Raw genomic sequence first — 21,941 nt, 5'->3', positions numbered from 1 at the left:
TCTCCTCGTGTTCAGTAGGTGTGGTGGGTAACGGCGATTGCGGCGATGACAGCCGCAAGTATGAGCCAGCCGACAAGCCATGCTGGCGGGCTTGTGAGGGCGGCTGCGCAGTTGTCGCGTGGTGGTCTGAGGGGCATTAGTGTGCTCCCCACAGATAAAGCAGCCCGTAGAACGGCAGCAGCAGGTTCCAGAATAGGAAGGCTGCAATTGTCGTGGCAATTGCCAGCGCGAACGCTGCAAGCGCCAAGGACTGCCCGATGCGTCCGACACCGGGCTTTCGCCAGGGATCGATGAACGGCATGTCAGCCGTGGCTTTTGTGGCAAACGAGATCATGCCAGCACCCATGCGTAGAAGCCGACCATCAAGGCGAGCACGGCGATGACTGCCAAGCCCCATAGAAAGCGGTCACCAAGGCCGAGGGTGGTTTCCGGCTCATAGAATGAGTCACCATCCGCGTAGTCTTTGGGCGCATAGTTGCGCGTGTGGCTGTACGTGGTGGAGGTCATGCGGCCCTCCGAATAACGACATCTGCAATGCGCGAGTCAGCGAGAACGAACACACCGAACTTCTGGCCCGGATATTTGACGGCAAGCCGTTCAGCCTCGTCGGTGGCGGCCTGTTCGCTCTTATGAACCTTCGGATGATCTGACGGCTTGGGCTGGCCGCCTTCGATCAAGGCGACGATTGCGGGTGTGGACGCAGGCGCATTGCCATTACTGTTCGGCTCGTCGACCCATTCGGCGATGAGGTCCAAATGCTGCTTATTGCCAATTATCTCACTGCCATGTGATCCATCGGATTGGAAAATGCGATTGCCTGTTTCTCCAACTACGGTGGCGATAAAGTCGTATCCGAAACAGTTACTAACACGCATGGGACCAGCCTTACTTCCATTGCGAGTACTATAGAACTTGCCCACCTCTATGGTGATGGCAGGCTCGAGGCTGTCAGGAGATTCCGTGCTTCTGCCATAAGATGGTGTGTCCACCTGTATTCCCCAATTGGTTACCGCGACAACGACGGCCTCGCAGCCAGCAACTGACGTTGGGTAGCTCTTTTTGAAGCGCACCCGATCCCCCACTTTAAACTTAGCCATCACGCTACTCCCCTCGTCGTGGTGTTTTTCGTAAGCTTCACTTTCTTGGTGAAATCGACCGGGATGACGTTGTCATCTTCAGGCTTGTCGGCCTCGACTCCGCCGTCATCCTCTTCTAAATCGGGCTCGACTTCGAAGCGCGAGACTTCAAGTTGCACAAGGCCGGTGCCGGGAATCATGAAGCGCACGGTCAGCCAGCGAAAGCTGTCGCGCTCCTCGATGATGATGCCCTTCCATTTCCACAGCTTGTGGACGACGATTTCGCCGGGTAAGTCCCAGCATTCACCGCATTCGCAGGTCATGCGGCACCTCTTTTTGGTGCGCGGTGGTAAGTGACAGGCGCGCTGGAAATGTAACGGCCGTCAATAAGACGTGCCGAAGCGCGTGCTTCTGCTTTTTGTGCGGGTGTCCGATAAGGCTTGCGGTTTGTCATGTCCCGCTCGCCGGTTCGTGTGTATTTCGTTTTCAAGGTATGGCCTCCTCATCGGGAGGTTAGTCGTCGGCCCCGTCTCTCTGCGGTCGGCCTGCCTTTCGGCTCTACTCAGTGGACTGTGCCTGTAAATGGACCGTCCAGAATGGTTATGCGGGGCAGCGAGACATAAATGTCCATGCACCCTCCCGAATAACCGCCGTTAAAAGTTGTGCGCCGCACAACGGTCTTCTCTGTTGGCTCTGGCGCCGGTAGCGTGGGCGATCTTTCCGAAAGCAGCGACCAGGCGTGGCCTCTGGTAATGCCCATCAATTCCGCAATCTTCCCGAACGACGCGCCATTTTTACGGTGCGCGGCGGCAGTTGCCTGCAGTTCGTGCCTTGATGAATGCTGCATGTCTCCTCGTGTGTGGTTGGTGACTGTTGACAAGTGCCGTGTCTAACGGCATCTGTCTGGTCGCGCGGGGTGGTACCTGCGAAGGAAATCGCGGCGTAGAAGCGGCTTCGGCCCTCCTCGTGTTAACCGCGACGTACGGGCAGGCTGGGGTAACGGGTGGTGCCGACCCATAACAGCCTGCTTTTTAGTTGGCCGTCTTATACTGCGACCAGATAATCGCGGCGAATTCCTGCCGATCGACTTCGTCCAGCGCGGCCCACGCATCCCAGAACGCTTGACGCTTTCTGTCCTTATTGGACGCTACTACTTTGGCTGTGCCACCGGCAATAATTTCAAGCGCCTTGTCGGCGGTTATTGGCTTGGGCTCTGGCGCTGGACGCGCGCTAACCTTTTCGCCACGCTCTGCTCGGCTGATAAGCTTTTCGCGTTCTTCGTCAGGCAGGCCAATGAGCGCATCCATTTCGACGCCCTTGTCTAAGCTAGTGCCGACGATGCGTTGAATGTCATGGCCTAGTTTTTCGGCGCGTGCGATTTTTTGATAAATCTGAGTTCGACTATTGCCAGTAATTTCAGAGGTTGACGTCGCGAACCGTTTTTCTTTTTTCGGCGGGTTTTTATATCCAATTCGTTCGTCCGCATTCCGTACACTCGAATTGGCTTTATTCATCTCATCCCAGATTACCTTACGCCGCGCGATATGCGCCGCTTCCTCTGCCGGAGACAGTTCCGAACGGGCCAGGTTCTCGTCGATCTCCATGAGCTCGGCATGAAGATCGTCAACATCATGAACCACGCATTCTACATATTCTTCGCCGTTCATTTTGAGTGCCGCTAAGCGGTGGCGGCCATAAATCAAAACCGCCACCCCATCGCATAACTCTCCGTCATCCATGACGATTTCGTCACGGATACAGACCGCCGGCGGGTTCATTAGTCCGACTTCGGCAATGCTCTTCGCAATCTCTGCAACTTTAGCTCCATCAGCATTACGATGGCGATTGCCGATAAATATGTCGTCAATGAATAACCGCCGACGTTCCATAGTCAGATCACCTCAGGCAAAGATGCGGGGGATGTGGCAACGGCCAGGGATCGGCCTGCGCGCCAGATCAGGAAGTGATGCACGATCCCACGTGTCCACTGCTGGCGTGTCCACTTGACTGTCTTTTCGCGCAAAGCCTCGCGAAGCGTATAAATTGGGTTACGACGCTTTAGCATCTCACCAGTGCGGAAGGCGGTGAAGAAATGACGGATATCATCTTCATTAGCGCCCAAGGAAAGAAGGTGGAGCGCGGCGACACCTGGTGCAGCAGACCCAAGTCCCTTCTGTGGATTTCCGATAAGGGAATTGGCAAGAACGATGTGCTCTTGGTTCTCGAAATAATAATCCTGCGCTTCTGCAGGTGTAGCCGCGCGACCATTGTACATCTCGAACGCAAGGTTTGAGATAGCGGACATATGCACAGCGTTAGGAATGCTTGCGATATTCAACCGATCAACGCCGGTGCGCTTGCGACCGATATTAACGGTGCGCATCGATTCCTTGGTGACGCCGTACGAGACGACCGATTCAATTGGCTGGCCAGTCAGCAAGACGCCGAGAGTGCGATGCTGACCATCGTTCACCGTGCCGTCCTGACATACAACGATTGACTCGCCGTTTAGATCAAAGCGATGGGTTGCGATATCTCGCATAATAGCGGCAAGGTTGGCGGCATTAACGCGGCGGTTGCCGATGTTGTGCATGAGTAGGATCTGCGCTCGTTCTGGCGAAATGATATGCACATTGGCGCGAGCATCGCCATCGCGAACAAGGCGCTGATGCCATTCCGATGCCTTGGTGAATTCTGGCGATTTGCCATAGATGAAGAAACCAGTTACCTGCCCCACGTTGATCAGGCGAGCAGCAAGGCGGGCAGCGTCTTCAAACTTTCCTTCACGTACCAGGCGGAACACCTTGTCGTGTTCGGTTTCTTCAACCGCAACGAGACGTGTTGCAGCTACCTTAGGCGCATCTTCAAGAATACGCGGTTTGGCAACCGCTGCAGGTTTATGAAACAGCGCTTCCGCACGAGCCCGTTCTGGCGTGTATCTCTTGCTGCGGGTCGTTACAGGGATTTCTCGGCCTCTGGCCTGTACAATCTGCATGTCATTCTCCTCATGGTTGTGTTTCAATTTTCAGCATGCTTATGTGTAGACGTCGGTGGGGAGCAAATAGCCACTCTGCAGCTTCGGCTGTTCTCATGTAGGGCAAGCGGCGCGTTACTGCGTTCGCTGAGAGGCGGCTTTAACCGTCAGAGCGTGGAGGTATTGGCTTATGCTGAAACCTAAGTTGGTCGCAGTTCGTGCTTATGTGCGTCTGCGATTTGGCCGTCTTGAGCATGTGTGTGCTCATTGGCGGTCGTGGCCGGGACAACTGGCCTTCGATTTCTAGGCTGGCATTACAAACCAGCTCAATCCCCACCGACGCCTGCTAATAAGCATGCGTCGCGCGCCACTAGCCATCTCAGGCTAGCAGCGTCCCTATTGTCCTACGGCGGGCGGTTGTCATTGTCTGCTGGTCTGGTGTCCATCGTCATTCTCCTCGTGTTTTCTGGTCGGTCAGCCTTGGGTTGGTACTATCTGTCCGGTCGCGGAAGCTCCGGCTTCTCTTTGTGCAACTCATTCTCCTTTTCTGTGCTCCGGTCTTCTTTGGGCCGGTTGATGAGATTGGTATATCGTTTTATCGTTTTAATGTCAACACTATAACGATTTTATTTTCAGTGATTAAAATGATATTTGTGTGGAATGATAGATAATCACGCGTCAGACCTAGGATTAGGGGCACTCATACGTCAACGTCGCAAGGCTCTTAAATGGAGTCAGGCGGAGCTCGGCGAGCGCGTCGGCGTGAACCAAAATACGGTCTCCCAATGGGAAAACGGCGATGCGTCTAGCATCCGGAATTGGGAATCCGTTGCCGATTCTCTCGGTATCGAACGACTGTTATTCGCGCGTCTAATGGCTAATTCTGTCGTGCAGTCCGGCAAAACAGAACGACTTACGGCCGCTGTGAAGCCACTCGTGAGTCGCCCTACCCCTCAAATAGCGATTTCAAGTGAACATATTGGGGGCGAGCGTGACGTTCCAGTTCGTGGGCGCGCAGTAGGTGGCGATGACGGTAGGTATGAGTTTAACGGCGAGATTCTAGGCTGGGAGGTACGTCCGCCAATGCTTGCTGGAGTAAAAGAAGCGTATTCTGTGTATGTCGACGGCGAATCCATGTTCCCACGGTATAAATCCGGTGAAACCATTTGGCTGCATCCGCACGTCAAACCTCGCCGTGGTGATGACGTCGTTGTTCAGTTGCATGCGGACGAGGACGGGCATGAACCTTATGGATACATAAAGGAATTCGTAGGGTGGCAACCGAGCCGACTGGTCCTTTATCAATATAACCCGCCTCGAGAAGTCTTTTTCGATCGCGACCAGGTGATAAGCGTCCATAAGGTCGTATTCTCACAGCGATAATATCATTTCAATTATCGTTTTATCATTTTATCATTGACTACATCATGTTTTGATGCGATACATCTCCTCGTGAACAGCACGAAGACAGCCTCACCAGCTTGATCTGCTGACCACCCACCAAAAAACACGAGGAGAAACCCACATGACCGTAACAGCACCGAGAAGAAGAAGCCCCAAGCCTCGCCCGAATGAAATCATCGGCGGCGGATTCTTTGTATTCCGCCGCGGCAAAAAGACTGGCCGGGTTGGAGTCTTCACCACCATGCCATACGAGCACGGCTCGTTTGAGCAAGCCTTAGCCGAGGCGACGCGCCTTGCTGCTCTGTGTCCCGGCGAGACGTTCGAAGTTTTCCAGACGAGCGGCGCCGTAGCTTGCTGCACGCCGGTAGTGCTGGCGGAGGCCGCTTAAATGGAGCGGAACCCCACCACCGAGCTCGAAGGTGCGCCTCTCCCACGCGGACAGAAAAACATCGTCGACGCGCTGGCAGCGATTTATCCGCGCCGCATTTACATCAACGACCTCGTCGACAACGTCTATGCTTTCGATCCGAACGGCGGTCCTGATGGCGCCCAAAACGTTGTGCGAGTGCAAATCAGTCGCCTCCGCAAGCTCCTGCCCTCGTTTGGCTGGACCATCCCGATGAACCATCCGGGCGCGGGCAATCACGGGTTTTATCGCCTCGAGCCAGTAGCCGCGAACGACAACGTACCGGCGGCGGAGCGGGCCGCAACAAACCGGAGGGCAGCAGCATGAACCGCGCGCTCCTGGAAATACTTGCCGACGACGAGTTCGAAACGGAAACCGACGCACCAAAGGCCGGTAATGTCGAGCCTATGCGCCGCCCTGACTATCGCGCCAAGAAGCACGCCCGCCCACAGCCGTGGCTGCGTTATGCCGCCCGCGAAGCGGTCGAGATGACCGTCGTCATTGGATTTGTTGTGGCCGTATGCGGCGTTGGATTGGGGTTATCCGCATGAGGCACGAAAGATAGCGACGGGGCGCTTAAGCCCCCGAACCTCCAAGAATGACGGCATTTGCGCAACTGGCGCCACCGCTTTTTGCACCCACCCATCAAACACGAGGAGACCCCATGTCCAGATCCATCACGCACGCCGCTATGGCACCCATCCTGACTGCCGCTGAGTTCCAGCTACAAGGCACGACTGCTGCGCAAGTCCTATCGATCTCAAAGGCCGTACGCGCGCTTGGCTATCACTCCGAGGCTGAGACGCTGCGCAACACCGCTTTCGAACTGGCGCGCATTACTGGCGTTCGGTTCCGCTATGGCGCTCCAGGCCAGCGTCGCAATCCAGCCAATGACAACCGCCGCCGGCAGCGGAGGGCGGTGTGATGGTGGTGGGTGAACACGCCGTGAAGGCGGCGCAGAAAGCGTATAGAGAATGCGAAGGTGATAGCACGGAAAGCCACCGCACCGCACTGCGGGAAAGGGAGTGAGGATGTCAGCGCGAGACTACAAGCGAGTATTTATCGTCATCGCGGCACTCGTAGCCATATTCCTCGCCTACCAGCAGATTCCGCACATTCACATCGGAGAGCGTGCGCAAGGCAGCTACGAGGGCGGCATCGCATCTGACGAGGATGTTTCAAAATCGGTTCGAGAGGCGCAGGAAGCCGCAGATAAGGCAAGCCGTGCCGGCCCGGCAGAAAGCAGCAAGTAATGGCGTCATACACCTTTGCTGACACCGAACGATGGTTGGACGCCATAGCCGGTGTGATTGCCTGCTTTCCGGAAACAGAGCAGAATCTCCTGCCACTTTATGAGCGCGTGGAAGGCATGCAGCGCAGTCTGACTGCAAACGATAATATTCGCGATCGTATTAAATCACGGCTACGTCGAACGGCAGCTTGAACTTTTCCATTTGCTCTTTTCGCCATTCCAAAGAACCGCCCGTACCATATCGTGGGCGGTCAACTGTATGCCCCATCAACATTCGGCGCAGTTCATCGTCCAGGCCCGCCTCTTTCATGCGATCCTCGAATGAGTGGCGAAGCGAATAGACGGTATAGCCGGCACCCTTCGGAAAAAGCTCATTGTCCTTGAAATACTTATTCAGCGTCGCGGATAGCGTGTCTTCCTTGTTTTTGTAACGAGGGAAGCCATTCCGATGTTTCTTAAAAACCTCATGCGCTATGCCGACCAACGGCAGCTTGCGAACAGACGAAGCGGTTTTAATCTCACGCGGATCTGCAGCGTCTTTTCGAGGCGCAATCAGGATATGCGGAACCTTGTCGGCAAGAAATATGTGCTCGGCCGTAATATTACAAAGCTCGCTTGGCCTGCATCCTGTTTCAATCATCGCGAGGACGATTCCGCGAGCCTCTTCGTTTAAGCTGACGAGAGGGCCATAGGTCAGGAACTTCCCTTTGATGATATCCGTTGGGACAGGCGGCCGCGACTTTTCAACTTTCTCCGCAAAACTAAGATCGCGGAAAGGGTTTGGCCGATCCCTATCGCCCATGTGCTTGAAGTATTCGGCAAATAGCACGCGCATACCACCCATCATGCGATTACCCATGCTGGCGGATATCGGCTGCTTGCCTTTGGCTGGCTTCGTTATCATTTGTAGCCAAACCTTGTAGAATTTCTGCGCGTCCTCGCGGGTTATATCAGCGATTGCTTTATCCGAGACAATCTTCACAAAATGATCGATCGCCCGCTGCTTATGCGCACGCCAACGCTTTTTCTGAATTTCGCTCTTACCCGTCAATTCGTCGGGAGTGATCTCATCAAAATAGATTTTCAGGGCTTGCGTCACAGACACTGACGGGATGCTTGCCGCACCCACTGCGGCCGCATCTTCCTCCGGATTGCCAGTTACGAGGTTTAGTCGGGCCGCTAGCGCCTCATCTGTAAACGAGAGCAGCCGATCGGCTGGCACATATGAAATGCCGATAGCGTCGGCTCGCTTGATTGCGGCATCATATAGTGCGCGAGCCTTATCGCCATCCGCTCCAGCATTTAGCATTGACCAAAGTGCATCGTCAGCAGATTCGTACTCGTTGCGCTTCGTCATCGCCCGAGCGAGATCGGTGGTTTTTAGACTTATGCGGACGATAGGAGCGCGACTATCCTTGTCTGCCACAGACTTGGGAACACGGCGAACGTACTGATAAACGCCGTCGCGATCTTTCAAATAACGATGAGGGTCTGATTTAATGCGATAGCCAGCCATGAAGGAATAATAACACGCAATGGCACACTTTGTATCGCATTTTGTAGCACAGTCTGTATCACAAAACGGTACGTTTAAGATCGAACCAACAATAAAAAATCCGCCTAAGCGGTTGATATTGCTACACAATTTTTATTGAATGGCTGAAAGTAATGGTACGGTCGGTTGGAGTTGAACCAACGACCTCAGGAGCCACAATCCTGCGCTCTAACCAACTGAGCTACGACCGCGTACCTTTGTGTCGGCTGCGTGACGCTCTGGCGTCGCCGACAGGGGGTCACATACGGAGAATCGATCCATATTGCAAGTGATTATAGCTCTATTTTTTGAGAAATTCCCAATTGCGGGATTCTATATCAAATCCGGCTGATAAAGGTCACGGGCTGGTAACCATTCCAGATGACCGGCTGTGCACAACCGGGTTATTGGCCTGGGCCTGTAAAATTACCTTTCCCGTATTAACTAATGAAATAGAAAATGCGGCCCTTATCCAATGGCAATGTGGACCCGCGCCCATAAGAGGCTTATTAACAGGGCGTTAACAAGCACTGCGGGCGGTCGAAAGAACAGGTAAGGACTGGTATGTCAGGATCATACCCCTTCATCGATATTGCCGCGCTGGATTCTATCCGCGAGGGCTTTGCAAAGGGCGATGCGCAGCTCGTGCTGACGCACGACCTGTCGGCAGTGCTCTGGGTCAATGGTCCCGGCGCAAAGCTTTTCGGCTTTGATCGCGTGGAAGACATGATCGGCGGAAGCCTTGACCTGCCCATTGCCACGCGCCGGCAGATTGCTTCGTCCAACAGCAATGCGGAGGGTGAGACCCGGACCATTTCCATTCGCCTCGGCGGTGGCCTGCGTTCCGACCTGACCCGTTTCAACGTTTCGCATATCGCACTTCCCGATGGCGTGTCCGGCCTGCTGCTGACGGCCAATGGCGAAAACACCAAGGCCGAAGCCATCATTTCCGGTCTGAGCGATGAAACCACCCATGTGGCCCTGATCGACGCAAACAGCCGCGTGATTGCAGCGAGCCCGCGTTTTGCCGCGCTTGAAATTTCTTCCGCCACGCTGGAAGACCTCGTCATCGAAGCCGCAGACGCGGCTGACCGCATCGTCAAGCGCCGCATCCGCGCTGGAAGACATTCCGTACCGGGAGCGATTGCGCGGCTGACCGATACGCGCCCCATGCATCTCCTCTGCATTATCGGCGATGCGCCGGACGTCGTGCAGGCAGCGCCCGTTGCGCTGCCCGGCGAGGCCGAGGAGATACTCGAAGAGATGCTCCCCGAGCCTGCCGAGAGCGCGAACGTCGATATGGTCGAACAAGCTTCAGCCGATCAGCCGAAGCCCCGGAATTTCGTGTTCGATCAGGATGCACCTCCCGCGCGCTTCATCTGGAAGGTTGGACCGGATGGCGCATTCACCGAAGTGTCTCCGGATCTTGCGGCGACGATCGGGCCGAATGCAGCCGATGTCGTCGGACGCCGCTTTGCCGATGTCGCCAATGTCTTCGGCTTCGATCCGGATGGCAGCATTGCCGCCCTGCTCGACAAGCGCGATACATGGTCGGGAAAACGCCTGATGTGGCCGGTGGAAGGCACGGATCTGCGTGTGCCGGTGGAGCTTGCCGCCCTGCCCGTCTATTCCCGTGATCGGGAGTTCACCGGCTTTCGCGGCTTCGGCGTGGTCCGTCCGGCAGATGCGGAAAAGGACCCTGAAAAAATCGGTCTGGTGCTTGCAGGCGGAATTCCGCAAACGCGCAAGCCCGTCAGCGAGACCGTGGAAACGGTGACGCCTGTAGAAGACGACGACATTCTGGCGTTGAGCGAAGAAGTCGCCAACGACGACAGGCCTGTCGCCACGTTGCCCAAGCCGCCGCTCGATATTGCGCCGACGCCCGGCCGTCGCGAATCCGACAAAGTCATCAGCCTGCTGAACGCCTGCGCTCAGGAAAAAGTGGCGGCGGATCAGGCGCGCATCCTGAAGGAACGGGAGCGTGAAGAGCGCCCCGAAGGCGGTCTCACCAAAACTGAACGCAACGCTTTCCGCGAAATCGCCGACCGACTGCGCAAGCAGGGTCTCGCCAGTTCGCGGTCGACCAGCGAGGCGGGCGCGCTGTCGGAAGAGGCTGTTGCGGGCAGCCCGCAGCCGGTCGCCGTTGAAGAAGCGGCACTGCACATCCCCAGCCCGGCGCACGGCGATGAAACTGCCCTGCTGGCCAATCTGCCTGTGCCGGTCATCATCCATTCGGGCGATACGATCCACTACGTCAATCAGGCCCTGCTCGATTTGACCGGTTATGAATCGCTCGACGATATTCGCGGCGCGGGTGGCGTTGATGTGCTGTTCAACAGCGAAAGCGACGATGGCGAAACGCGGCAGGGCATGGTGCTGCGCCGCGCCGATGGCAGTGAAGAGCCTGTCGATGCGCACCTCAATGCCATTGCCTGGCGCGACGGCCGCGCACTCATGCTGAGCCTGATGCCGGTAGCAGCCCCCGCAGCACCCGCGCCGGTCGAAACCGCTGCCGCTCCGGTTGAAACGCCGGTGGCGATGGACAAGGATGAAGAAAAGCAAGCGCTGGCCGATCATGTCGAGGAACTGAAGACCATTCTCGACACGGCAACCGACGGCGTTGTCCTCATCGACCCGGAAGGCCGCATCCGCTCCATGAACCATTCGGCCTCGGCCCTGTTCGGCTATGACCGCGAGGAGACGGAAGGCAAGTTCTTCTCGATGCTGTTCGCCATTGAAAGCCAGCGCGCTGCGATGGACTATCTGCACGGTCTTTCCGGCAACGGAGTTCTGAGCGTCCTCAATGACGGACGCGAGGTGATTGGCCGCGAAGCCAAGGGCGGGTTTATTCCGCTGTTCATGACCATCGGCAAGCTGCCGCATACGCGTGGGTTCTGTGCCGTGCTGCGTGACATCACGCAATGGAAGCGCACCGAGGAAGAACTGACCAATGCACGCAAGGAGGCGGAGCGCGCCTCAAGCCAGAAGACGGAGTTTCTGGCACGCATCAGCCACGAAATCCGCACGCCGCTTAACGCGATCATCGGCTTTTCCGAACTGATGGCCGACGAGAAGTTCGGCCCTATCGGCAATGACCGCTATCGGGATTATCTGCGCGACATCAATCGTTCCGGCAACCATGTGCTGGCGCTGGTCAATGACCTGCTCGATATCTCGAAGATCGAAGCCGGCGCTCTCGACATGCAGTTTGAAGCGGTGTCGCTCAACGATGCCATCGCCGAAGCCATCGCGCTGATGCAGCCGCAGGCCAATCGCGAGCGCGTCATCATCCGCTCCAGCTTCCAGTCCAACCTGCCCGACATCGTTGCCGATACGCGTTCGATCAAGCAGGTCGCGCTGAACCTTCTGTCCAACGCGGTGCGCTTCACCGCGCCGGGCGGTCAGGTGATCGTGTCGACAAGCTACGAATTGAACGGCGATGTGGTGATGCGGGTGCGCGATACCGGCATCGGCATGACCAAATCCGAGGTGGAACAGGCACTGAAGCCTTTCCGGCAGGTCAACGCGCTGGAGCGGCGCAAGGCTGAAAGCGCCAAGGACTGGCGCAACGAAGGCACCGGCCTGGGCCTGCCGCTGACAAAAGCCATGGTGGAAGCAAATCGGGCGCAATTTGCCATCGATTCCACTCCGGGACATGGAACGGTGGTCGAGATCGCCTTCCCGCCGACCCGCGTTCTGGCGGACTGAGCCTCCTCAGCCCTTGCGCGGGCAAAAAAAAGCGCCGGACGAACCGGCGCTATCGGAATCTCAGAGACAAAAGGACACAAAAGCAATTCGCAACGGAGCACCGGAAACGGCAGCTCGATCATCACTCAGGTGTTGCCTTCCTTATCGCGTGAAGCCGGTTAACAAGGGCTTAAATTCCCCGTTTCGGGTTTACGCCTTGGTAGCCTCTGTAAAATCAGGGTTAATTTCCGCGCAGCAATTGATTAACCAACTGACATTTCCCGCCTGCTTCACCTGGCGAAACAAATCAGGGCGCGCTCTATCTCTTTGTTTTCGCCGCATTTATGCAGCATTCCATCTTTCCATTTGACTGAAAAATACTCTAGTTTACACCGTAACCTTGTTTCACTGATTGGATGGTTGATGCGCTGGCCCCGATTTACGCGCCTCATAATTGCGCTCGTCATTCTCTGCGCCGCGGCTGCAGCAACCTTGCTGGCTGTGGTGCCTTTCATCGTTTCCACCGATGCCATCCGTATCCGCGTTGCTCAGGAAATCAGTGCCTGGACTGGTTACAGCGTCGAACTCAAGCAGGCGCCCCGCCTGAAGGTTTTCCCTGTTTTGCGCGCCTCCCTGAACGGCGTGACGCTCAGCAAGCTCACCGATCAGGGCCAGAAGCCGCTCATGAGCGCGGATCGCATCGATGTCGAGCTTTCGCCGCTCGATGCCATCATGGGGCATATCTCGTTTTCCGAAACGCAGATCGTCCGCCCACATGTAAACCTCGACGGGCCGGTTTCGAATTTCTCGCAACTCCTTGACGCCATCGCCAATTCCAACGGGCGCCTTGGCACCGCTATCCGCGCGCAGCGCGCATTGCAGCAAAGCGGTTCCGGCGACAATGCGCTGGCCGCGCAGCAGGCCTCGCAGCCCTTTGGCCGCGTCGTGGTTCGCGACGGGACGATTGCCTTCAACCGGCCGGGCAGCGAGCCGGAAATCACCAGCGACGAGCAGATCACCAATGTCAGCGCAACATTGGAATGGCCGCGCACATCCAGCGCCGCGACGCTGAAGGGCAGCGCCAAATGGCGTGACGAGACTTCACAGTTCAGCCTGACCGCCGCGCAGGCACTGCCGCTGCTGGCAGGCGGCACATCGGATGTGACCGCGAGCCTCACCGCCAATCCGTTGAGCCTCACCTTTCAGGGCAAGGCAAATATTTCCAAGGATCGTTTTTTCGAAGGCGCGCTGACGGCAAAAACGCCCTCGCTCAGCGGCGCGGTGCGCTGGCTTAGCCTGCCGCCTATGGCGGGCAGTGCGGAGATCGGCGCGTTTTCGCTGGAATCCACCATCACCGCGACACCGAAACGGCTCAAATTTGCTGACGTGGAAATGACCGCCAACGACAGCCCGGCCAAGGGCGTGATCGAAATCGGTCTGGAGCAGGCACAACCGGCGGTGACCGGCACCCTGGCCTTCGACAAGCTGGACCTTCGCCGCCTGTTTTCGGCCTTCATTCCGCTTCCCGACAGCGCCGCGCGTTCGCCGAGCGAGCGCGACAATGCCGACCGGGAGCTGGTCGACACAAGCTTCATCGACCGCGCGGAGGTCGACCTTCGTCTTTCGGCTCAGAACGCCACGGCGGGGCCGGTCAACATGACGGGCGTGGCCGCTGCCGTGCAGATACGTGGTGGCCGTGCCATCTTCGATATCGGCGACGCCAAGGCCTTCAACGGCATCATGCAGGCCAATGTCCAGATCGTGCGCGACCTGAAAAGCGCGAGCGGCGAATTGCGCTTCAACGCTTCGGATATCGACAGCTCGCAGTTCTTCACCGCAATGGGCTTCGAGAAGCCTTTCGTGAGCGGCAAGGGAAATGTTTCCCTGTTCATGAAAGGCCCGGCCAATCGCTGGTCCGGCCTTTTGACCAATGCGCAGGGCAATGTTTCCATCCAGCTCAACAATGGCCAGATGCAGGGCTTTGCCGTGCAGGATTTTCTCTCCAAGGCGCAAAGCCAGCGTTTTTTCGCGCTTGAACGCAAGGAGAATGTTGCACTTGCCTTCAATCGTCTGGATGTGAAGGCCAATCTTTCCGACGGGGTGGCGACGCTGGAAAATGCGCGCCTCGACACATCCGACGGGACGCTGACACTGGCAGGCATCGTGCCTTTCGTGGATCGCAGCCTGGCGCTGAGCGGCGAGGTCGTCTTCCCCAACGGCCAGCCGCAACAACAGCAACAGGAAGGCGGCACCGACGGCCAGAACAGCCAGCCGCCTGCCGAAGCCCCGCCCGCAAAGCCGCCGCTCAATTTCTTTGTCGGCGGCTCGTGGGACAGGCCCTTCATCTCACCGTCCTCGCCGGGAATGGGGCAATAATCCGGTTCCTGCATGCGGGGCGCGCTTACGTCTTTCGGTGATGCGGGCCATCCGAAGGCCCGAATTGACCGAAGGACCCATGGCCCGCAAAGTCGGTTCCCTCACTAAAGCAGGGGATCGCGCTCGTGCCGATACATACCCAGCCGGGACGCTATCCCGAACTTGATGCGTTGCGCGGACTGGCAGCGACCGTCGTCCTGATGCGGCATTTCGTGAACATCTGGCCCTATGATGCCATGGGGCCATACTTTTTCATTCTGCTTCGATCCCCGCTGCGGTTCTTTTTTGCCGCTCATGAAGCAGTCCTGCTCTTCTTCCTGTTGAGCGGCTTCGTTCTCACGCTGCCTTTCATGAACCATGCGCCATCTTATCCAGCCTATCTTATCCGACGCACCTGCCGCATATATCTGCCCTATCTCGTTGCGCTTTCGCTCGCGCTTGTCGGCGCCCTGTTTCTGAACGGGCCGATCCCGCAGCTCAGCAACTGGTTCAACCTCACATGGACCACACCGGTGACGCCGCAAACGATCGCGCAGCATCTGCTGTTCATCGGCGCCTATCCCAATGGCGAAGTGAACACGGCTTTCTGGTCTCTGGTTTACGAGATGCGGATATCCATCATATTTCCGCTGCTCTTCGCCCTCACCATCGCATTACGGCCAACAACGGCCATTGTGGTTGCTTTCGGGCTTTCCATTCTCGCAAATGGCCTTCGATCCGATCCCTATACGGGCGGCTGGTGGATAACCGTGCATTTTGCCAGCTTCTTCCTGCTGGGCAGCCTGATGGCGCAGAACCTGCCTGCCATTCAAAGCTTCTACCGGCGGCTATCAAACCGGATGGCGATCGCGATCAATATCCTGGCTCTGATACTCGTCACCTATGGAGCCGGGCCGCCCATGCTCAAAAGCTGGCTCGGAGACCTGACGGACTGGGCGACGATCACAGGGCTGGTGTGGGTCATGTTGCTTGCGGTTTCCAGCGACACGTTGCGCCGCTTCCTGCTCCTGCCCCTGCCGCAATTTCTGGGCCGCATTTCCTACAGCCTCTATCTCGTCCATGCGACTGTGCTTTTTGCGCTCGTGCATGTGTTTTACGGGCATGTCGCGCTGATTGCGCTGCTGCCGGCCTATCTTGTCCTGAGCGTGGGCGTCGCTACGCTGATGCACCGCTATATCGAGTTGCCGACAATGGCTCGGGGCAAACTTCTCGCGGCGCGGTTTGCCTACTGACCGGAAACGGCCAGCAGGCAGCCACCATTACCCGAGGCGGAATGCCGCCTGCTCATCGCGGCGGCGCTGCACTTCGCGGCGCTTGTTGACGATGGATGCGACGATGACGCCGGTGGTGACCAGCGCGATCAGGATCGTACAGATCGCGTTGATTTCCGGTGTTACACCCCGCCGCATCTGGCTGTAGATTTTCATCGGCAAGGTGCTTGCGCTCGGGCCGGAGGCGAAGCTTGCAATCACCAGATCGTCGAGCGAAAGCGTGAAAGCCAGCATCCAGCCGGAAACCACGGCAGGAAGGATCACCGGTAACGTTACCTTCATGAAAGTCGTGACCGGCGGTGCGCCGAGGTCCATCGCCGCTTCCTCCAGCGAGCGGTCAAAGCTCACCAGGCGCGACTGCACGACGACTGCCACGAAACACATGGCAAAGGTGATATGGGCCAGAACAATCGTCCAGAAGCCGCGGTCGAAATTCATCGCCACGAACAACAGGAGCAGCGAAAGGCCGGTGATGACGTCCGGCATGACAAGCGGGGCATAGACCATGCCCGAAAACAGGATGCGTCCTCGAAAACGCGTATAGCGCGTCAGCGCCAGCGCGGCGAGCGTGCCGAGCACGGTTGCCACGGTCGCTGAAAGAAACGCGATGCGCAGCGTTATCCATGCTGCCGCCATCAGCGATTCATTATCCAGAAGCCCCCGATACCATTTGGTGGAAAAGCCGGCCCAGACAGTCACCAATTGCGATTCATTAAACGAAAAGATCACAAGGATAACGATCGGCAGATACAGGAATGCAAAGCCGAGCACGACTGACGCAATATTGAAACGTGACCAATTGCTATTCATGGTCTATTTCCCCTTTTCCTGCGCACGTGCCTGAACTTGCTGGAATATGACGATCGGAATGATCAGGATGACCAGAAGGACAACGGCCACCGCAGAGGCCACGGCCCAGTCACGGTTGGAGAAGAATTCGTTCCAGATCGTCTTGCCGATCATGAGCGTTTCCGAACCGCCCAGCACGTCCGGGATCACAAATTCGCCGATGGCAGGAATGAACACTAGGAAGCAGCCAGCCAGCACACCCGCAAGCGACAGCGGGAAGGTAGTTTTCCAGAAGGCGGAAAATGGTGTGCAGCCCAGATCCTGCGCCGCTTCGATCAGCGAATAGTCCATCTTTTCCAGCGACGAATAGATCGGGAGCACCATGAAAGGCAGATAGGAATAGACGATACCGATAAAGACCGCCGTATCCGTATTCAGAATAGTCAGCGGCGCATCGATAATATTCAGCCACATCAGAAACTGGTTGAGCAGTCCTTCCGGCTTCAAAATGCCGATCCACGCATAGACGCGGATCAGAAACGATGTCCAGAACGGCAGGATCACCATCATCAAAAGCGTCGGGCGGATCGTCGTCGGCGCACGCGCAATGCCGTAGGCCATCGGATAGGCCACCAGCAAAGTCAGGAAGGTTGAAATCGCCGCGATGCGGACACTCGACAGATAGGCCTTGTAATAGAGCGGATCGTCGAGCAGCCAGAGATAATTGTCGAAGGAGAGCTGTTTGATCTTCGCCCAGTTCGCGGCAAGCCCTTCAGCGATCCCAAAGGTTGGAACATAAGGCGGAATCGACATCGCGACCTGCGACAGCGAAATCTTGAAGACGATGAAGAACGGGACGAGGAAGAATACCAGCAGCCAGAGATAAGGCACCGCGATGACGAGACGGCTGGCAATGGAAGCAATCAGCTTCTGCATGGGGCAATCCTCACGCTGTGAGCACCAGACCGGCGTCGGTATCGAAGGAAACCCAGACGCGCTCGTCATAGGTCAGCGGATTTTCGGTCCTGCGCACGGCGTTGAGGCTTGCGGCCTTGATCGTGCGGCCATTGTCCAGCCGCACATGGAACACCGTCATGTCGCCGAAATAGGCGATATCCCAAAGCTCGCCTTCCACCGCGTTTATCGAAGCATCGTCCGGCTTTTCGCGCGTGATCCGCGTCTTTTCGGGACGCACCGCATACCAGACCTTCTGGCCCGGATCGAGTTCTTCGCGGGTTTCCGTCTGGATATGAAAGCCGAATTTTTCCGTGGCGATCTCAGCCTCGCCATTGGTGGCTTTCACCACCTCACCTTCAATGATGTTCACATTGCCGATGAAGTCGGCCACGAATTTGGAGCGCGGCGCTTCATAGACTTCCGCAGGCGTCGCCACCTGCTTGATGCGCCCCTTGTCCATGACCGCGATGCGGTCGGCCATGGTCATCGCCTCTTCCTGATCGTGGGTGACGACCATGAAGGTCATGCCGAGCTTGACCTGCAGATCCATCAGCTCGAACTGGGTCTGCTCGCGCAGCTTCTTGTCCAGCGCGCCAAGCGGTTCGTCCAGCAGCAGCACCTTCGGGCGCTTGGCGACAGAGCGGGCGAGCGCCACGCGCTGGCGCTGGCCGCCGGAAAGCTGATGCGGCTTGCGCTTGCCATATTGCTCAAGCTTCACGAGCTTCAGCATTTCGGCCACGCGCGCATCGATTTCCGATTTCGCCATGCCGTCCTGTTTCAGGCCGAAGGCGATATTCTTCTCGACCGTCATGTGGGGGAACAGCGCATAGGACTGGAACATCATGTTGACCGGGCGCTTGTAGGGCGGGATGCCGCGCATGTCCTGGCCGTCCAGCGTGATGCGGCCCGATGTCGGCTCCTCGAAGCCCGCCAGCATGCGCATCAGCGTGGTCTTGCCGCAGCCCGAAGCGCCAAGCAGCGCAAAGAACTCGCGATTGAAAACATTGAGCGACAGATCATCGACGGCGGTGAAGTCGCCGAAAATCTTCGTCACATTTTCAAAAGAAATGAAGGGCTTGGCCGCAGGGTCGTTCCAAGGCGCAAACTTGCGGCGAAAACTGCCAAAAGATTCCATTCCGTTCCCCTATAAGCCTGCCGGAACCTGCATGAATATGCTGTTACAAGATTGAAAGCGGCCCCCTGATAAACAGCGAGCCGCTCTTCACGATTTTACCGGGCCTGCCCTCGGCAGGTATTACTGGCCTGTGACGATCTTGGTCCAGGCGCGTGTCACCACGCGCTGGGTCTTGGTGTCGTAAGGCGTCGGCACGAAGAGTTTCTTCATGACATCCTCGGTCGGATAGATTTCCGGATCGTCAAGGATTTCCTTTTCGATGAACTCCTGCGAAGCCTTGTTGCCATTGGCATAGAACACATAGTTCGAAGCCTTGGCGGCCACTTCCGGGCGCATCATGTAGTTCATGAATTCAAGCGCTTCCGGCACATGCTTGGCGTCTGCCGGGATCGCCATCTGGTCGAACCACATCAGCGCGCCTTCCTTCGGGATCGAATAGCCGATCTCGACGCCCTGCTTTGCCTTTTCGGCACGGTCGCGGGCCTGGAAGATATCACCCGAATAGCCGACGGCCATGCAGATATCGCCATTGGCCAGCGCGTTGATATATTCGGACGAGTGGAACTTGCGAATGTTCGGGCGGATCTTCAGATAGAGATCCTGCGCCTTCTGCAAGTCGTCAGGCGACGGGGAATTCGGGTCGAGACCCAGATAGTTCAATGCCGGGCGCAGCATTTCGCTGGCGGAATCGAGCAGGTAGATGCCGCAATCCTTCAACTTGGCCGACTGTTCCGGATCGAAAAGAACGGCCCATGAATCGATGGTGTCGGTGCCGAGCGCTTCCTTGATCTTGGCCTTGTTGTAGCCGATGCCGGTCGTGCCCCACATGTAGTTCACGGAATATTCGTTGCCCGGATCGTAGGTTGCCGCGCGGGTCGAAATTTCGTCCCACATGTTCTTGAGGTTCGGCAGCTTGTCCTTGTCGAGCTTCAGGAACACGCCTGCCGGAATCTGGCGGCCAAGGAATTCGCCCGACGGCACCACGAGGTCATAGCCGCTACCGCCTGCCAGAAGCTTCGTTTCCAGAATTTCGTTGGAGTCGTAAACGTCGTAGACGACCTTGATCCCGGTTTCCTTGGTGAAGTCCTTGAGGATGGTGTCGTCGATATAATCCGACCAGTTATAGATATTGACCACCCGCTCCTGTGCGCTCGCGGAAAATGTGGCAGCTGCGACAAGGCCCGTCACGACGGTCGTTGCCAGAAGGAAGGATTTAATCCCCATCATTTGCTCCAATCTGCACAATAAATTCCGGTGCAGGTTCAAGGTGGATATACGGTTTCTTTATTGCACTTTTTTAGATTGCGCCGCGTTCGTCAACAGGGTCGTGACAGGACGAACATAAAAATTGCATCGCAGCCCCCCGCCCCAACCGTAGGGCAAGGAGATTTGGGCTGTGCGGAGTCGAAAATGGTGGGGCTTGAGAACCGGAGCGGAGCGTAATTTGGGGTAGGTGAGCACCGAAAGCGAAAAGCCACGCCATTTGCAGGCCAGCAAAGCCGAAATATCGCGCCCTACTGGAAGTCGAAGGCAGAAAGCCCCGCCACCATCTCGTCCAGCCCGAGCGGTCGGGTCAGCGGCGGCTCGGCGCGGGTGATGCAGCCCTGTCTTTCGCACAGACGACAGGCAGGGCCGATCTCCGTATTGCCGGCCTTTGAAAGCGATGCGCCGTAGACCGTGTCGGCGCCAGCTTCCAGCGCACAACCAAGCAGCAACGCAGTGCGGCGCGGACGCTCGCTGAACGCGCCCTGCGGCCCTTCCAGCGTGCGGGCAATTGTCAGAAAGGCCGAGCCGTCCGGCAGTTCCACCGGTTCGACCAGTACCTGGCCTGCCTGGGCGAAAGCCGCATAGACCGGCAGCTTGGGACATTGCCCGCCGAAGCGGGTCGGAAAACCTTCCGCACCCGCAACGCGCAGGCGGTTGCCCGCATGGTCGATCTCCATGACGAAGAAGGGCAACGCACTTGCCCCCTGCCGCTGCAAACTGGTCAGCCGGTTTGCCGCCTGCTGGAACGAGACCCCGAAGCGCGTGCGCAGCACGTCAACATCATAGCGCGCCCGCACGGCTGCATCGCGAAACTGGCGGTAGGGCATCATCAAGGCCTGCGCCGCATAACGCGCCAGCTCGAACCGCGCGATGCGCTTCGCCTCGCCCGATGACAGCTTCAAGCCTTCCGTTTCAGCGCCAATCACCACCTGCATGCGGACAAGTGCAGCCTCCATGGCGATTTCCTGCAACTGATCGAAGGGCGACAGGCGCTCGGAAATGAAAAGCCGCTGCGAATGCCGGTCATAACGCCTGCGCCAGTTCGGCATTGTGGCAACCGGCAGCGTGCGAACCGTAATGCCGTGCTCGCGGCGCAGCCAATCCTTCAGGGCGCTCGATAAATCGCCGTCCGGTTTAAGAAGGGTGTAGAAACTCTCTGCCTCCTCCTCGATGCGCGGATAATGATTGACCCGCCGCGCCATCACATCGCGCACTTCATCGAGCGGCAGACGTGTGGCGGAAAGTTCCGCCCCGCTCCCCTCATGCGACAGCAATTGCGAAAGGTCGGACAGGCGCTGCTGCTGCTCGCGATAGGCGCGGTAAAGCTTCATGATGCCGACGGCGGCATTGGGCGCCGCCTCGCCGATCTCCACCAGTTCCTGATCGCCCGGCAGTTCGCCGGTCAAAAGCGGATCAGAAAACACTTCCTTAAGGCCCGTGATCGTGGAGCCGCTTTCTGCCTGGAGACTGTCGAGGTCGAGCTTGTAGACGCTGGCAAGCTTTAAAAGAAGCTGCACCGTCAGCGGGCGCTGGTTGCGCTCGATCAGGTTCAGATAAGACGGCGAAATGCCGAGCGCCTCAGCCATCGCCGTCTGGGTCAAACCGCGTTCATTACGGATGCGCCTGATGCGCGGCCCGGCAAATATCTTGCGCTCGCTCAACTCGACCCTCCCGATCTTTACAATTCATTACAAGATAGACGTAATGATCGGTTTTGACAATATTTACAAATTTACATGGCTTGCCAGTCAAAACACCGACAGCATTACCTCAATTATGCGGCAATTTTGTTGGTTTTTCTGGCGGCAACCCAA

General features: G+C 57.2%; 22 protein-coding genes and 1 tRNA gene. 9 read left to right on the top strand and 14 right to left on the bottom strand.

Annotation, left to right across the window (positions count from 1 at the left end; genetic code table 11):
* Positions 1-11 precede the first annotated feature (11 nt).
* The 7 genes from JNC63_RS17420 to JNC63_RS17390 form a co-directional block, all read right to left on the bottom strand.
* Positions 12-137 carry a hypothetical protein gene (locus JNC63_RS17420; RefSeq protein ID WP_273772910.1) on the bottom strand — a complete coding sequence of 42 codons (126 nt, stop codon included), beginning with the start codon at positions 135-137 and terminating at the stop codon, positions 12-14.
* Positions 137-334: a hypothetical protein gene (locus JNC63_RS17415; protein WP_266063836.1), complete on the bottom strand. Its 198-nt coding sequence runs from the start codon at positions 332-334 to the stop codon at positions 137-139. The genes JNC63_RS17420 and JNC63_RS17415 overlap by 1 nt, the downstream gene beginning before the upstream one ends.
* The gene (locus JNC63_RS17410; RefSeq protein ID WP_192799603.1) at positions 331-507 is read right to left on the bottom strand and encodes a hypothetical protein; all 177 of its coding nucleotides are present in this window, start codon (positions 505-507) and stop codon (positions 331-333) included. The genes JNC63_RS17415 and JNC63_RS17410 overlap by 4 nt, the downstream gene beginning before the upstream one ends.
* A complete protein-coding gene (locus JNC63_RS17405) occupies positions 504-1,097 on the bottom strand; it encodes a hypothetical protein (RefSeq protein ID WP_374846555.1) in 594 nt (197 codons plus the stop codon). Before JNC63_RS17405 ends, JNC63_RS17410 begins: the two co-directional genes overlap by 4 nt.
* Positions 1,097-1,399 carry a hypothetical protein gene (locus JNC63_RS17400; protein ID WP_374846554.1) on the bottom strand — a complete coding sequence of 101 codons (303 nt, stop codon included), beginning with the start codon at positions 1,397-1,399 and terminating at the stop codon, positions 1,097-1,099. Before JNC63_RS17400 ends, JNC63_RS17405 begins: the two co-directional genes overlap by 1 nt.
* Positions 1,400-2,107: 708 nt before the next feature.
* Positions 2,108-2,965 (bottom strand): ParB/RepB/Spo0J family partition protein, encoded by an 858-nt coding sequence (locus JNC63_RS17395; RefSeq protein WP_063882821.1) that lies wholly within the window; start codon positions 2,963-2,965, stop codon positions 2,108-2,110.
* A gap of 2 nt (positions 2,966-2,967) precedes the next feature.
* Complete coding sequence (locus JNC63_RS17390; RefSeq protein WP_063620250.1) at positions 2,968-4,071, bottom strand: hypothetical protein; 1,104 nt, start codon at positions 4,069-4,071, stop codon at positions 2,968-2,970.
* Positions 4,072-4,710: 639 nt separating this feature from the next.
* Between JNC63_RS17390 and JNC63_RS17385 the strand changes: the two genes are divergently transcribed.
* The 6 genes from JNC63_RS17385 (at position 4,711) to JNC63_RS17360 (ending at position 7,113) form a co-directional block, all read left to right on the top strand.
* A complete protein-coding gene (locus JNC63_RS17385) occupies positions 4,711-5,433 on the top strand; it encodes an XRE family transcriptional regulator (protein ID WP_374846553.1) in 723 nt (240 codons plus the stop codon).
* 142 nt (positions 5,434-5,575) lie between these two features.
* Positions 5,576-5,842, top strand: a complete 267-nt coding sequence (locus tag JNC63_RS17380; protein WP_063620252.1) for a hypothetical protein — start codon at positions 5,576-5,578, stop codon at positions 5,840-5,842.
* Complete coding sequence (locus JNC63_RS17375) at positions 5,843-6,187, top strand: helix-turn-helix domain-containing protein (RefSeq protein ID WP_374846551.1); 345 nt, start codon at positions 5,843-5,845, stop codon at positions 6,185-6,187.
* Positions 6,184-6,411: a hypothetical protein gene (locus JNC63_RS17370; protein WP_285669393.1), complete on the top strand. Its 228-nt coding sequence runs from the start codon at positions 6,184-6,186 to the stop codon at positions 6,409-6,411. The genes JNC63_RS17375 and JNC63_RS17370 overlap by 4 nt, the downstream gene beginning before the upstream one ends.
* A gap of 113 nt (positions 6,412-6,524) precedes the next feature.
* On the top strand, positions 6,525-6,785 hold the full coding sequence (locus JNC63_RS17365) for a hypothetical protein (RefSeq protein WP_176055794.1): 261 nt from the start codon (positions 6,525-6,527) through the stop codon (positions 6,783-6,785).
* A gap of 106 nt (positions 6,786-6,891) precedes the next feature.
* A complete protein-coding gene (locus JNC63_RS17360) occupies positions 6,892-7,113 on the top strand; it encodes a hypothetical protein (protein WP_063882803.1) in 222 nt (73 codons plus the stop codon).
* Between the two features lie 159 nt (positions 7,114-7,272).
* Here JNC63_RS17360 and JNC63_RS17355 read toward each other — a convergent pair whose 3' ends face one another.
* Positions 7,273-8,628: a tyrosine-type recombinase/integrase gene (locus JNC63_RS17355; RefSeq protein WP_374846550.1), complete on the bottom strand. Its 1,356-nt coding sequence runs from the start codon at positions 8,626-8,628 to the stop codon at positions 7,273-7,275.
* Positions 8,629-8,781: 153 nt separating this feature from the next.
* Positions 8,782-8,858: transfer RNA gene (locus JNC63_RS17350), tRNA-His, on the bottom strand.
* A gap of 352 nt (positions 8,859-9,210) precedes the next feature.
* Between JNC63_RS17350 and pdhS the strand changes: the two genes are divergently transcribed.
* From pdhS to JNC63_RS17335, 3 genes are all read left to right on the top strand, one after another.
* Positions 9,211-12,354, top strand: a complete 3,144-nt coding sequence (pdhS, locus tag JNC63_RS17345; protein WP_063620257.1) for a cell-division control histidine kinase PdhS — start codon at positions 9,211-9,213, stop codon at positions 12,352-12,354.
* A 402-nt stretch (positions 12,355-12,756) separates the two neighbouring features.
* On the top strand, positions 12,757-14,709 hold the full coding sequence (locus JNC63_RS17340) for an AsmA family protein (protein WP_063620258.1): 1,953 nt from the start codon (positions 12,757-12,759) through the stop codon (positions 14,707-14,709).
* A 125-nt stretch (positions 14,710-14,834) separates the two neighbouring features.
* On the top strand, positions 14,835-15,941 hold the full coding sequence (locus JNC63_RS17335; protein WP_063620259.1) for an acyltransferase family protein: 1,107 nt from the start codon (positions 14,835-14,837) through the stop codon (positions 15,939-15,941).
* A 27-nt stretch (positions 15,942-15,968) separates the two neighbouring features.
* On the opposite strand, the gene JNC63_RS17330 is transcribed toward JNC63_RS17335, so the two are convergent.
* The 5 genes from JNC63_RS17330 to JNC63_RS17310 form a co-directional block, all read right to left on the bottom strand.
* Entirely contained in the window at positions 15,969-16,790 is an 822-nt protein-coding gene (locus JNC63_RS17330; protein WP_025091033.1) for an ABC transporter permease, read from the bottom strand.
* Between the two features lie 3 nt (positions 16,791-16,793).
* On the bottom strand, positions 16,794-17,705 hold the full coding sequence (locus JNC63_RS17325; RefSeq protein ID WP_063620260.1) for an ABC transporter permease subunit: 912 nt from the start codon (positions 17,703-17,705) through the stop codon (positions 16,794-16,796).
* 10 nt (positions 17,706-17,715) lie between these two features.
* A complete protein-coding gene (locus JNC63_RS17320) occupies positions 17,716-18,861 on the bottom strand; it encodes an ABC transporter ATP-binding protein (protein ID WP_063620261.1) in 1,146 nt (381 codons plus the stop codon).
* A gap of 120 nt (positions 18,862-18,981) precedes the next feature.
* A complete protein-coding gene (locus tag JNC63_RS17315) occupies positions 18,982-20,085 on the bottom strand; it encodes a polyamine ABC transporter substrate-binding protein (protein WP_063620262.1) in 1,104 nt (367 codons plus the stop codon).
* Positions 20,086-20,375: 290 nt separating this feature from the next.
* On the bottom strand, positions 20,376-21,788 hold the full coding sequence (locus JNC63_RS17310; RefSeq protein WP_063620263.1) for a helix-turn-helix domain-containing protein: 1,413 nt from the start codon (positions 21,786-21,788) through the stop codon (positions 20,376-20,378).
* Positions 21,789-21,941 lie beyond the last annotated feature (153 nt).

Origin of the sequence: Brucella ciceri (assembly GCF_041930145.1) — a bacterium.
Classification (GTDB): domain Bacteria; phylum Pseudomonadota; class Alphaproteobacteria; order Rhizobiales; family Rhizobiaceae; genus Brucella; species Brucella intermedia.
Note: the sequence above shows the minus strand (reverse complement) of the source record. Positions and strands in the feature narration are given on the sequence as shown.